Source organism: Chryseobacterium sp. CBTAP 102, assembly GCF_003201365.1.
Taxonomy (GTDB): domain Bacteria; phylum Bacteroidota; class Bacteroidia; order Flavobacteriales; family Weeksellaceae; genus Chryseobacterium; species Chryseobacterium candidae.
Genome location: NZ_QICX01000002.1, coordinates 147064 through 160549, shown reverse-complemented (window position 1 = coordinate 160549; position 13486 = coordinate 147064). Strand labels below are relative to the sequence as shown.

At 37.7% G+C, this 13486-nt stretch carries 11 protein-coding genes; 8 read left to right on the top strand and 3 right to left on the bottom strand.

The features are described 5' to 3' along the window. Positions 1-12: 12 nt before the first annotated feature. On the top strand, positions 13-1506 hold the full coding sequence (locus C8D70_RS04090; protein WP_110366460.1) for a RagB/SusD family nutrient uptake outer membrane protein: 1494 nt from the start codon (positions 13-15) through the stop codon (positions 1504-1506). 14 nt (positions 1507-1520) lie between these two features. Here C8D70_RS04090 and C8D70_RS21015 read toward each other — a convergent pair whose 3' ends face one another. Genes C8D70_RS21015 through C8D70_RS04080 form a run of 3 tightly spaced genes read right to left on the bottom strand, consistent with a single transcriptional unit; the run spans position 1521 to position 2672 of the window. Next, complete coding sequence (locus tag C8D70_RS21015) at positions 1521-1661, bottom strand: hypothetical protein (RefSeq protein WP_228407973.1); 141 nt, start codon at positions 1659-1661, stop codon at positions 1521-1523. Positions 1662-1675: 14 nt separating this feature from the next. Next, positions 1676-2158 carry a hypothetical protein gene (locus C8D70_RS04085; protein WP_181416092.1) on the bottom strand — a complete coding sequence of 161 codons (483 nt, stop codon included), beginning with the start codon at positions 2156-2158 and terminating at the stop codon, positions 1676-1678. Between the two features lie 43 nt (positions 2159-2201). Further along, complete coding sequence (locus C8D70_RS04080; RefSeq protein ID WP_076595933.1) at positions 2202-2672, bottom strand: hypothetical protein; 471 nt, start codon at positions 2670-2672, stop codon at positions 2202-2204. Between the two features lie 165 nt (positions 2673-2837). Here C8D70_RS04080 and C8D70_RS04075 point away from each other — a divergent pair, with 165 nt between their 5' ends. The 7 genes from C8D70_RS04075 to C8D70_RS21010 all read left to right on the top strand — a co-directional run bounded on the left by C8D70_RS04075 (position 2838) and on the right by C8D70_RS21010 (position 13365). After that, positions 2838-3161: a DUF6660 family protein gene (locus C8D70_RS04075; protein WP_110366459.1), complete on the top strand. Its 324-nt coding sequence runs from the start codon at positions 2838-2840 to the stop codon at positions 3159-3161. A gap of 147 nt (positions 3162-3308) precedes the next feature. After that, the gene (locus C8D70_RS04070; protein WP_110366458.1) at positions 3309-7670 is read left to right on the top strand and encodes a CusA/CzcA family heavy metal efflux RND transporter; all 4362 of its coding nucleotides are present in this window, start codon (positions 3309-3311) and stop codon (positions 7668-7670) included. Between the two features lie 46 nt (positions 7671-7716). Continuing rightward, on the top strand, positions 7717-8946 hold the full coding sequence (locus C8D70_RS04065; protein ID WP_110366603.1) for an efflux RND transporter periplasmic adaptor subunit: 1230 nt from the start codon (positions 7717-7719) through the stop codon (positions 8944-8946). Positions 8947-9079: 133 nt separating this feature from the next. Then, positions 9080-9961 (top strand): bestrophin family protein, encoded by an 882-nt coding sequence (locus tag C8D70_RS04060; RefSeq protein ID WP_110366457.1) that lies wholly within the window; start codon positions 9080-9082, stop codon positions 9959-9961. A gap of 12 nt (positions 9962-9973) precedes the next feature. Further along, positions 9974-10393 carry a Fur family transcriptional regulator gene (locus C8D70_RS04055; RefSeq protein ID WP_034691375.1) on the top strand — a complete coding sequence of 140 codons (420 nt, stop codon included), beginning with the start codon at positions 9974-9976 and terminating at the stop codon, positions 10391-10393. A 45-nt stretch (positions 10394-10438) separates the two neighbouring features. Then, positions 10439-12421: a heavy metal translocating P-type ATPase gene (locus C8D70_RS04050; RefSeq protein WP_110366456.1), complete on the top strand. Its 1983-nt coding sequence runs from the start codon at positions 10439-10441 to the stop codon at positions 12419-12421. 734 nt (positions 12422-13155) lie between these two features. Continuing rightward, positions 13156-13365 carry a hypothetical protein gene (locus C8D70_RS21010; protein ID WP_228402514.1) on the top strand — a complete coding sequence of 70 codons (210 nt, stop codon included), beginning with the start codon at positions 13156-13158 and terminating at the stop codon, positions 13363-13365. The last annotated feature ends 121 nt before the right edge of the window (positions 13366-13486 follow it).

Below are 13486 nucleotides of genomic sequence, written 5' to 3'. Positions count from 1 at the left end.
AAAATTGAAACAATGAAAAAATTAAAATATCTATCGTTTGCTCTTATCGGATTTTTGTCGCTGGCAAGCTGTGAAAGTGAGCTGGATACCGCTCCGACTGATCAGGCCAACAGCGTAGAAGTTTTCAAAACAGCTGAAAGTGCTGAGACAGTAGTGAACGGTACCTGGGCAAAATTTAATAATGACGGAACAACCTATGCCAATATCGGGTATTCCACAGTTTTAAGAGCTAGTGATGCGATGGGAAGTGATGTAGCAGTATTGACTAATAAGTATGGTTTTGCTTCTACCTATGCCTTTACAGAAATGGTGAACAGTACAGCTAGCCGCCCGCTGTTTATATGGTCTTTATTGTATTCCACTATCAATAATATGAATAATGTGATTACAAGAATTGATGGAACGGAAGGCAGTCAGGAGAAAAAGAATCAGGTGAAAGGACAGGCAAAAGCATTACGTGCTTTCTGCTACCTTAATCTGGCGAGCTTTTATCAGTTCAGCTATCTTAAAGATAGGTCGGCTTTGACGGCTCCTATTTATACTGAACCTTCTACAACCAGTACGGTAGGGAAGAAAAGAGCAAGCCTTGAGGATATTTATACCTTGATTAAAAGCGATCTTATGGATGCTGATAACCTATTAAAAAGTTATACAAGAAACAATAAAGATAAGATCAACCGTTCTGTTGTGAATGGACTTCTGGCCAGAACTTATCTGAATACTGGTGAATGGAGCAAAGCTTCAGCATCTGCAAAAATTGCAAGAGAAGGATTTCCACTGATGGCTCCGGAGAAATATAAAGATGGCTTTAATGATATCAACAATGCAGAATGGATCTGGGGACATGCACAGACACAGGAGCAGTCGGATGCGAGTTATGCTTTCCATTATCTGGATGTGTCTTCATCGGGAAGTTATTATTACAGTTTTATGGCAGACCCTTATTTTAAGGATCTTTTTGATACTAATGACATCAGATCCCAGTTGTTTTCATGGGATGGGCAGAAAGGTAGAGATGGATTGCTGAGGTATGCTAAGTTTAAATTTAAACCTACTCTTATTGCAGACATTGTGTATATGAGAGCTGCAGAAATGTATTTAATTGAAGCCGAAGCTGAAGCGAGAAACGGAAATGTCTCTCAGGCTGTAGCTGTTTTGAATCAATTGAAATCAGCGAGAAATGCTAATATTTATTCTGGATCATTGTCACAGAATGCAGTAGTAGATGCCATTTTGATTGAAAGAAGAAAAGAATTGTTTGGAGAAGGATTTTCGCTTTCAGATATTATCAGAACGCAGGGTACAGTAGTAAGAAAACCGTTTGTAGATGCAGATGGCAAACCGATAAAAGTTCAGATCACTACACCGGACGGTACTGTGAAAACCGTAGACGGTAAAGGACATTCTGTGCTTGATTTCCCGGATAAATCTGCTTTTGTACCGAATAGTAATTATTACTTGTTCAGCATTCCACAGAGGGAGTTTGAGAATAACCCGAATTTATAAGATATAGTCCATAATTAGATTGATTTTTTTAAGCCACTGCTTTTGCGGTGGTTTTTGTTTTTAAAGTTATTTTCATAAGTCATTGAAAAATATCCTTTCCAAAACCAATTATTCCAATTTGCGGCTTGTTGACCTGCTTTACTTATTGTTTCCAAAATTAAAGATTTCGCTATTTTATGGATAAATTTTTTCTTTTCTCAAAAACAGAAACTAAACCTTCATTAAAAATAATTTTATTATTTTCTATTTTACCTTTAGTTATATATCTTGTATACCAATTTTTTGAATCTGGAGAATTTCCAAATTGTTCAAGTTGAATATTATTATTTTTTATTTTATATTTTCCTCCATAATAAACAGAATTTTTTCCTCTATGCTCATCAAATTTCCCAAATGCCAAAAGTGATGTTTCTCTAAAATAACCATCATCATGAAAAATAATAATTGTTGGATTTTTTACTTCATTTTCGTTGTGGTATTGATCTTCAAAAATTTGAACATAATATGCTGTAGTATCGATTTTTTTTAAATCTTCTTCAGAAGGTTTTTCTGTAAATGAATATTCTGCTTTATTATTTAATAAAGGTTCCCCGAATTGATCTTTTTCTATTTTATATAGTTTTTGTCCGTAACTGCTTAGAAATCCTATCATGCAGAATATTGAAAAAATATATTTAACCACAATCAGATACTTTTTATTCATATGCTATAGTGGAAGGCTCTAGTTGTTTCACTTCATTTTTGTTGAAGATAATATCCTGTATAGTTTTGTTAATTCTGTCGAATTTTTTTCCATTATAGCAGAACCATCCTTCTTCAGTATTGTGAATATACTCTACATTAATATTGTTCAGAATCAATCTGTTATAAATCTTAGGATTATATCCCCATATAGAACAATCAATTGTAGAAGGAAGACTTTCAAAGCTGTTTTCTGAAAAAGTTTTCAGAATTTTTTCTTCTTCTTCTCTGGTTAAATTGACCTTTATCGTAGTTGAATCGGAATCATAGTTTCGTGTAAACAAACCTGTTTTTGAATCGTAGGTATCAGTCAAATCTTTATAAATGAATGATGAATTCTGGTTTATTGTATTTTGCTTATTACATGATATCAGACTAATGATAATCAGCAAATAAAAGGTGATAAAAAAGTGATTATTTTTCATATGTACCCTTTTTCATATTGAGTTATTTTTATTTTCAATGATATGAATTTTATTTTTATCATAAAGACCTTGGTACATATTTGCGAATAGGTTTTTACATAAAAATGTTAGTTAAATACTTAATATGAATAATTCAGTTTATAAAAAATCTCTACCTTTGTAACAATGAATCTCTTAAGATGGATACTGGCAATGTATTTCTTGGCGCTATCATTAATGCCATGTGCTGATGTGTCTCATCCGCAGAGTTCAGAGAGTAAAATGATTTCTCTGAGCATTCAGGAGAATCATTCTACAGAAAAAGGAGATATCTGTTCTCCGCTGTGTGCCTGCAGCTGCTGCCAGATGACAGTTTCGGCATTTAAAATGGATCCTTTATTAGAAATTCCGGATCAGATTCCGGCTTATTTTTCAAAGAAGATCTTATTCCACAAAAACGACTTTGCTTACCAGGTATATGACCCTATCTGGCAGCCTCCCAAAATTTAATTTTTATTGATTTTCAGAAAGTCTCGCTTTCTGATTCTTACCTGTGCTTGAAACTTTGCAATACCATTGCAGAGGTTTTCAGGATATTTTTGCTGCAGTATTTTATGCTGTATGCATTCATTTTTCAATAAAAATTAAATACAAATCGTGTTAGATAAAATCATAAAATTCAGTATTAAAAATAAGGTGATCATTGGGTTGATGACTCTGGTGCTGATCATCTGGGGAACGTGGAGTGCCACCAGATTGCCAATAGATGCTGTACCGGATATTACCAACAATCAGGTGCAGATCATTACCGTATGTCCTACATTGGCAGGGCAGGAAGTGGAACAGCTGGTTACCTTTCCCATTGAGCAGAGCATTGCCAATGTTCCCGATATTCAGGAAACAAGAAGTATTTCAAGATTCGGACTTTCTGTGATTACTGTGGTGTTCAAAGAAAATGTAGATGTGTACTTTGCCAGACAGCTCATTAATGAACAGCTGAAAAACGCAGTGGAAGAAATTCCGAAAGGAGTAGGGACTCCCGAGCTGGCTCCTGTAAGTACAGGGCTTGGAGAAGTATACCAGTATATTCTTCATCCTAAAAAAGGAAGCGAAAAGAAATACAATGCCAAAGAGCTCCGTACCATGCAGGACTGGATCGTTCGCAGACAGCTGAACGGAACACAGGGAGTGGCGGAGATTAACAGTTTTGGTGGAGAATTAAAGCAATATGAAGTCGCTATTGATCCCAATCGGTTAAAAGCAATGGGAACAAGCATCACCGAAATTTTTACAGCGCTTGAAAAAAACAATCAAAATACCGGAGGAGCTTATATTGATAAAAAGCCCAACGCCTATTTCATCCGTGGAATTGGTTTGGTAACTTCACTTGAGGATATCAAAAACATTGCAGTTAAAAACGAAACAGGAAGCGTTCCGATCTTTATAAAAGACGTTGCCGATGTTCGTTTAGGAAGTGCCGTTCGTTACGGAGCATTAACCTATGATGGAAAAGTAGATGCTGTGGGTGGAGTCGTGATGATGCTGAAAGGAGCCAATAGTAATGAAGTAGTCAGCAATATCAAAGCAAAAATCCCGACCATTCAGAAATCTCTTCCCGATGATGTCATTATAGAACCCTTTCTGGACAGAACAGATCTTGTAGACAGAGCCATCAATACCGTACAGAAAAACCTCATTGAAGGAGCGCTGATCGTTATTTTCGTTCTTGTAGTTTTCTTAGGAAATCTGAGAGCCGGACTTATCGTAGCTTCAGCCATTCCGCTTTCCTTGCTGTTTGCATTGGGAATGATGAATGTTTTCGGGGTAAGCGCCAACCTGATGAGCCTTGGAGCCATAGATTTCGGGTTGATTGTAGATGGTGCCGTAATTATTGTAGAAGCCACTTTACATCATTTAGGCGTAAGAAAATCTTCTCGTGCTTTGACACAGTCTGAAATGGATGAAGAAGTTTTCCTTTCTGCATCAAAAATTCGGAGCAGTGCCGCCTTTGGAGAAATCATCATCCTTATTGTCTACATTCCAATTCTTACGTTGGCTGGAGTAGAAGGAAAAATGTTTACCCCAATGGCAAAAACAGTAGGATTTGCCATTCTGGGAGCTTTGATTCTTTCACTGACCTACATTCCGATGATGAGTGCTCTCTTTTTATCTAAGAAAATATCCCACAAAGAAACCTTCTCTGATAAAATGATGAACCGTCTTCAAAAGGTATACCAGCCATTATTACAGAAAGCAATTAAAATCAAATATATCATTGTATCAGCAACGGCTGTCGTGTTTCTTATTTCTGCTTTTATTTTCAAAAATATGGGAGGCGAATTTATTCCGCAGCTGCAGGAAGGGGATTTTGCATTCCACTGTATTTTACCACAGGGAAGTTCATTGAGCCAGAGTATTGAAACCTCTATGCAGGTCTCAAGATTGATCAGGCAATTTGATGAGGTGAAAATGGTCGTCGGAAAAACAGGTTCTGCTGAGGTTCCTACAGACCCGATGCCACCTGAAGCAACCGATATGATTGTAGTTTTAAAACCACAAAGTGAATGGAAAACCAAGAAATCCTACAACGAACTCGCGGATGAGATCAGTGAAAAGCTGGAAACTATTCCAGGGGTGTTTTTTGAGAAAAACCAACCGATTCAGATGCGTTTCAATGAGCTGATGACAGGGATCAGACAGGATGTTGCCGTAAAAATCTTCGGAGAAAACCTTGATTCTTTAGCAGTGTATGCGGATAAAGTAGGGAAAATCATTCAGACAGTCGATGGAGCTACAGCCCCTCAGGTTGAAAGAGTGAGTGGTCTCCCGCAGATCAATGTTCAGTATGACAGAACAAGAATCGCCAATTATGGGTTGAATATCGAAGATGTCAACAATGCAGTAAGTACAGCCTTTGCAGGAAAAGCTGCCGGACAGGTTTTTGAAAATGAAAGACGTTTTGATCTGGTTGTCCGCCTGGACAGTCTTCACAGAACCGATATTTCGGATGTGAATAATCTGATGATCACTTCTGCTGCCGGAGCACAGATTCCATTATCGCAGGTCGCTAATATCAGTTACAAATTAGGACCTGCACAAATCAGTCGTGAACAGGGAAAACGTAGAATTGTGATCGGATTCAATGTGAAAGACCGTGATGTGGAAAGTGTGGTGAAAGATATTCAGGCAAAACTGGATAAAGTGAAACTTCCTTCCGGATATTACTTTACCTACGGAGGACAGTTTGAAAACCTTCAGGAAGCGAGCAAACGCCTGATGATCGCTGTTCCGGTATCATTGCTTCTGATTTTTATGCTTTTGTATTTTACTTTCCGTTCATTCAAACAGGCTGCATTGATCTTTACAGCGATTCCTATGAGTGCTATTGGTGGTGTCTTTGCGCTTTTATTAAGAGACATGCCTTTCAGTATCAGTGCAGGAATCGGATTTATTGCTCTTTTTGGAGTAGCGGTATTGAACGGAATAGTTTTGATTGGAACATTTAACCAATTGGAAAAAGAAGGCGAAACCGATATTCTGAAAAGAGTATTTGAAGGAACAAAAACCAGATTAAGACCTGTACTGATGACGGCTACGGTAGCTTCTTTAGGATTTTTACCTATGGCTATTTCCACCGGAGCAGGAGCAGAAGTACAGAAACCTTTGGCTACAGTAGTGATTGGTGGTCTGGTAACCGCAACATTCCTAACACTATTTGTTTTGCCAATGTTGTATATCATTTTTAACACAAAGATTTTGAAAAGAAAAAATAGTAATACAGGAATGTTTACAACGGTTCTTGTTGTAGGTTTCATGATGCTGGGACAGACTTTTAAAGCACAGTCCAGATCTATTTCTGTGGAACAGGCGGTAGAGCAGGCTGTGAATAATAACTTAACCCTGCAGTCAAAAGACCTAAGTATTAAATCCGCTGAAGCATTGAGGGCAACTGCAAAAGAACTCCCTAAGTTGAGCTTTGAAGCGCAGCTCGGACAATACAACAGTCCGAAGTTTGACCAATCATTTGCTATATCACAAAGTATCCCTTTTCCAACAATATTTAAAGCAAGAAAAGAATTAATCAATGAGAATATTAAAAGCAGACAGATTGATAAAGAAATTACGGCCAATGAATTGATAAAGCAGGTTCGTACCTATTACTATCAGATTGAATATCTTCAGTATAATAAAGCCCAGCTGACCAGTCTTGATAAATATTATGAGGAATTCATCAGAATTGCAAACGTAAGATTCAAAGCGGGTGATATCAAAAAGATCGAGATCAGTACAGCGGAAACCCAGAAAGGGGAAATTGATCTGCTGCTCAGACAAAATGAAGTTTTTCTGAATAACGCCTACAAGAATTTAAAAACGCTGATGAACACGTCAGAAGATCTTGAAGTTCCGTTTAACAGAGATTATGCACCTTTAAAAGCAGAAAATGTGCTCGATAGCGCTGTGGTTGCCAATAATCCTACGGTAAAAGCTTTTTACCAGGAAATGGAAATTGCCGAGAAAAATAAAAAAGTTGAAAAATCACTGGGGCTTCCCGATTTCAGCTTAGGATATACCAACCAGTCTTTGATAGGTTTTCATACCATCAACGGGCAGGAGAATTTTTTTAACTCAGGGAAACGTTTTCACTCTGCAACAGTAGGCGTAGCAATTCCATTAACATTTGGGGCTACAAAAGCAAGAATTCAGGCGTTGGAATATGAAAAACAGGTCGCTGAAACCAATGCTAAAATGCAGCAGAAACAGCTTTCTGCTCAGTTGGAAAACGCCTTCAGTCAGTATCATCAGGATTTACAGCAGTATGACTACTATACAGGCCAGGCATTGCCTAACGCAGAGAAAATTGTAAAAGCAGCTCAGTTGGGATATAAAACAGGAGAAATCTCTTATGTAGAATATCTTTTTGCCCTGCAGACAGCCACGAATATCCAGTTGAAATATCTGGAATCTATCCAGCAGGTGAACCAATCTGTTGTAACCATTAATTCAATCATTAATAAATAATATGAAAGTGTTGAAATACAGCATCACACAAAATACATTCTCAGATATGAAACTCAAATATAATATCATACCCATTATCTTGTTCTCAATGTTATTAACAAGCTGTGGAAAAAAAGAAGCTTCGGAAGAAAAAGCTCCTGAAAAAACAGAACAGAAAGAGAAGACTCATGAAGAAGCTCCACAAACTATAGCTTCTCTTACGGAAGAGCAGATGAAGTCTGTAGGAGTGGCTTTAGGAACTGTGGAAATGAAAGAGCTGACATCAACGATAAAAGCAAATGGTTTGCTGAGCGTACCGAACAGCAATAAAGCAACCATTACTTCGCTGTATGGAGGAATCATCAAAACCATCAATATTCAGGTAGGAAGTATCGTGAAGAAAGGGCAGGTGATTGCTACCATTGCCAACCCGGAATATATCCGGCTTCAGGAAGATTACCTGACGACCAACAGCAGAATTACTTATGCAGAGCAGGAATACAGAAGGCAGAGAGAACTTTTTGATAATGATGCAGGCGCGAAGAAAAATCTTCAGAGTGCCGATGCGGAACTTAAAACCTTAAAAACCAAAAGAGCATCCCTGTTGAAACAGCTTCAGATGATGGGAATAAGCCCTGGAAAAGTAAGCAATGGAAATATGAAATCCGGTTTGGTTATTACAGCACCAATCAGTGGAACAATCAGCAGTATTACCGCACAGATCGGGAGTTATGTAGATATCTCTTCTCCTGTTGCTACAGTGATTGATAACGGCTCCATTCATCTCGACCTTCAGGTGTTTGAAAAAGATCTTCCTAAAATGAGAGTAGGACAGATTGTTCATTTTAAACTGACCAACAATCCGGAAACCGAATATGATGCAAGAATTTACAGCATAGGATCTTCTTTTGAAAACGAAAGCAAAACCATTTCTATGCATTGCGAAGTAATTGGAAACAAATCCGGACTGATTGACGGAATGAATATCACCGGAATTGTAAGCCTTGATAAAAGCACAACTCCTGCAGTTCCTACAGAGGCCATTGTAGAAGCAGACGGGAAATATTTTGTGTTTGTTCAGACCGATAAAAAAGGGGAAGAAGAACATGAAGAAAAAGGCAAACCACATCCGAAAACCTTAAATTTTGAGAAAATAGAAGTGGTAAAAGGAACATCCGATATGGGATATACTGCCGTAACTCCTGTAGGAAATATTCCTGACCATGCAAAAATAGTAGTAAAAGGAGCATTTTTCGTGAATGCAAAACTGGTGAATTCAGGAGAACACGAACATTAATGAAAGCCATTGAAACCAGTAAAATGTCGATTTTTATCCTTACATTAGAGCTGTTTACAGAATTTTTATTGAATAAAAACGGCAGAAAAAAAGAAAAGATTATCTCACCGAATTTTTAATAAATGACCTGATTATGTTATTAAACAAAAAAATATCAGTCTGGTATTTCATCCGTGAAATAAAAACCCAAATTCTGTTGATTGGAATATTTGCCATAGCCATCGGACTTCTGGACGAGCTGCCATGGTTTCGCAAGATCTCTCTGCCATTGAATATTCCTGCATTGCTGGGAACAGCAGTATCATTGCTGCTGGCATTCCGTACCTCTCAGTCCTATGAAAGGTGGTGGGAAGCCAGAACCGTTTGGGGAGCCGTTGTCAACGATTCCAGAACTTTAGTGAGACTTGTTATTCAGTTTATACCTGCCGGAGATGATAAAGCAATAAAAGATTTTGCCGAAAGACAGATTATCTGGACCTATGCCCTTGGAGAATCACTGAGAAAACTTTCGTTTTCTGAAAAAGTTCAGCAATATCTGGATCAACATCAGATTAAAGGAGCCAATATTCCCAATGCAATTCTGGACGAACACTCCAGACAGGTGAAAGAAATTGCTGCCTCCAAAGGACTGACGGATTTCCAGCAGATGCAGCTGAATGATATCATCACAAGATTATGCGACAGTATGGGGAAATGCGAAAGACTGAAGAATACGGTTTTTCCCCGCTCTTATAGTGTTTTAGTACATATTCTGATCTATGTTTTTGCGGCCATTCTTCCGTTTGGACTTGATGATTCACAGTTGGTAGTAGAAATTGCCATTACTTTCCTGGTTCCGGTGACATTCATCGCCATTGAGAAAACATCCATCATCATGCAGGATCCGTTTGAAAATGGTCCGGTAGATACCCCAATGACTTCTCTGGCGCAGACTATAGAAATCAATATCAGACAGATGATTGGCGAACAGAATGTCCCTTCCAAAAAAGAAAATACATTGTACTATGAAATGTAATAATTTGTAAATATGAAAAAAGATATAGAACACAAACTCATTGATAAAAATACCAAACCTACCAGTATGAGGATTCTGGTATATGATTTCTTAAGCTCTCAGGAAGCGGCTTTGTCCCTTTCTGAAATAGAAAATCATTTTGAAAATGCTGATAGAATTACCATCTACAGAACACTGAAAACTTTTGAAGAAAAAGGAATTGTTCACAGCATCCAGGAAAATACAACCACGAAATACAAACTCTGCGAAGACGATTGTGATGAAAAGACACACAAAGACTGGCATCTGCATTTTTACTGTAAAATATGCAAGCAGACTACCTGCAAAGAAGATATTTCTTTCCCTGAAAATATCCAGACCAATTTCAGGATTGACGAAATAAGATTATTTGCCAAAGGAATCTGTGAAAACTGTCTTGAAAGTTTGCAATAGCATTGCATCAGTCTCATCTTTACATTTGTATAAAAATATTCAGTTATGGAAAAATGCTGTAGTACAACCCCCGAAAAACCAGATACAAAAGGACACAAACATCATCATGCAGAAGGAGACGGACATGACCATGACGGGCATGATCACTCTCACGACTCCGGAGATCAGACGGTCTTTCAGATGTTTCTGCCGGCTATTATCTCTTTTGTAGTTTTATTATTGGGAATTGCCTTTGACAACTATATAAAACCCATATGGTTTACAGGCTGGGTACGTTTAGTCTGGTTCCTGGCTGCATATATTCCTGTGGGATTTCCTGTATTAAAGGATGCGTATAAAAGTATCATCAAAGGAGATGTATTCTCAGAATTCTTTCTGATGAGTATTGCAACCATTGGTGCTTTTGCCATCGGAGAATATCCTGAAGGAGTTGCAGTAATGCTTTTCTATGCCGTAGGAGAAGTATTTCAGTCTATGGCAGTTACCAGAGCCAAAGGAAATATAAAAGCTTTATTGGATCAACGTCCTGATGAGGTAACGGTTATGGTCAATAATCAGCCAAAAACCATGAAAGCCAAAGAGGCTAAAATTGGAGACATTATACAGCTGAAACCCGGAGAAAAACTGGCGCTGGATGGAGAATTGCTTTCAGACTCGGCTTCATTCAATACAGCCGCTTTAACAGGAGAAAGTCAACCCGATACCAAAAATAAAGGCGAAGCGGTTCTTGCCGGGATGATCAATATGAACAGTATTGCTTTGGTTAAAGTAAATACAGCCTATGAAGACAGTAAACTGAGTAAAATCCTGGAACTCGTTCAGAATGCTACGGCTCAAAAAGCTCCTACAGAACTGTTCATCAGAAAATTTGCGAAAGTATACACGCCTATCGTAGTATTTCTTGCCATAGGAATCTGTTTACTGCCATATTTCTTTGTGAGCGATTATCAATTCAGAGACTGGGTGTACAGAGCATTGATATTCCTTGTGATTTCCTGTCCTTGTGCCCTGGTGATCTCAATTCCTCTAGGATATTTCGGAGGAATCGGAGCGGCAAGCCGGAATGGAATTTTATTCAAGGGAAGTAACTTTCTGGACAGCATTGCAGAAATTCAGAATGTGGTGATGGATAAAACCGGAACGATGACAGAAGGTGTATTCAAAGTTCAGGAAGTAAGCATAAGCCCTGAATTTAACAAAGAAGAAATCCTTCAGCTGGTCAATGCCCTCGAAAGTAAAAGTACCCATCCGGTGGCAACGGCTATTCATAATTATGCAGGAGAGATCAATCACGCTATTCCTTTAGAAAATGTTGAAGAGATAGCTGGTCACGGATTGATAGCGACTATTAACGGAAAAGAACTTTTGGTTGGAAACTTTAAGCTGATGGATAAATTCAACATCAGTTATGATATCAACCACGCCAATATAGTGTACACTGTGATTGCAGTGGCTTATGACAACAAATTTGCAGGATATATCACGATTGCAGACAGCATAAAAGAAGATGCCAAAGAAACAGTAGATAACCTGCATAAAATGAATGTGAAAGCAACCATGCTGAGCGGTGATAAAGGTACTGTTGTGAAATATGTAGCAGATCAGCTGGGAATTGACAATGCGTTCGGAGATCTGCTGCCTGAAGATAAAGTGAACAAGGTTAAAGAAATCAAAGCTAAAAACCAGACTGTAGCTTTCGTAGGAGACGGAGTAAATGATGCTCCCGTAGTGGCTTTAAGTGATGTAGGAATTGCAATGGGAGGCTTAGGAAGTGATGCTACTATTGAAACGGCCGATGTAGTTATTCAGGATGATAAACCAAGCAAAATCCCAATGGCAATCAATATCGGGAAACAAACGAAAAAGATCGTTTGGCAGAATATTGTACTTGCCTTTGCTGTAAAAGCTGTTGTTCTTATTCTTGGGGCAGGAGGTCTTGCAACCATGTGGGAAGCTGTGTTTGCAGATGTAGGAGTTGCATTGCTGGCTATTTTAAATGCGGTGAGAATCCAAAGAATGAAATTTTAACAAGCAAATAATAAACACAACTCAATTATATTCAATAAAAGCTCTGCTGAATTTTCAGCAGGGCTTTTGTTTTAAACTCTATATTATGCTATTGAGACTCCTGCGGAGTGACAAAGAGACTGCCTTTACTTTCGTATAAACTATAACTGATAATTGCATTTAGTATAAAAATGATACACCCGGTTTGTCATTCCGATTAGTAATCTCTGCAAAAACAAATCTCCTCTAATTAGAGAGATTAATCAAAACAGTATTGCAATTTTATCAGAGATAAAATCCTCGCGCCTTGATACAGGGAATATTTAAAAAAAAACTGCGTCTTTGTGATTTCCAACGAACAGAAAATAAAAAAGCTCTGCCAACAATATCAGCAAAGCTCTTATCAACAAGATTAAACTGTATATAAAGAACTAAATTTATCGGATTTGGTCCTGCTCAAAGTTCGGGATAATAGGATGATAGTAACAGCCACAGTTTTGTAAATTTTGACGGTAACAGATAAAAATTTTCCAATGACATTCATCATAAATCTGTCATAAAACGATTTTGAAGTAGTATATTTGTAACAGAGAACAGAATCGTTGAGGTTATTCATTTCCATATTCATCATTTTTACCGTTGCATTGCGTCCCGTTTTGCCATTGGTAAACTATGCTGTTAATTATGATTATATTGTAAAAAACCTTTGTGAGAACAGAAATGTGCCACAATCAACATGTAAGGGAAAATGCTATGTGAAAAAAGAACTGGCAAAAACAGAAAAACAATCCAACAGCTCCCAAACCATAAAGATTGCAGGATTAGATGTTTTTATTTCTCATGATATCCTCTCCTTCTTTTCTCAGCTAAACTCGGAATTGTTAACTGCAATTCCCGATTCAGGCTACTTTAATTTTCGTTCTTCAGAATACTTTTCAAGGATATTCCATCCTCCATTGATATAATTGTATTGCAAACTATATCTTTAGTTTAATAGATGAAGGTTTTCAAAAGTCTTTATTAATAAGCCGTTAAAGAAATATTTTGCAATTAAAATTAATTGATGTAAGCAAAAAGAATGCATCA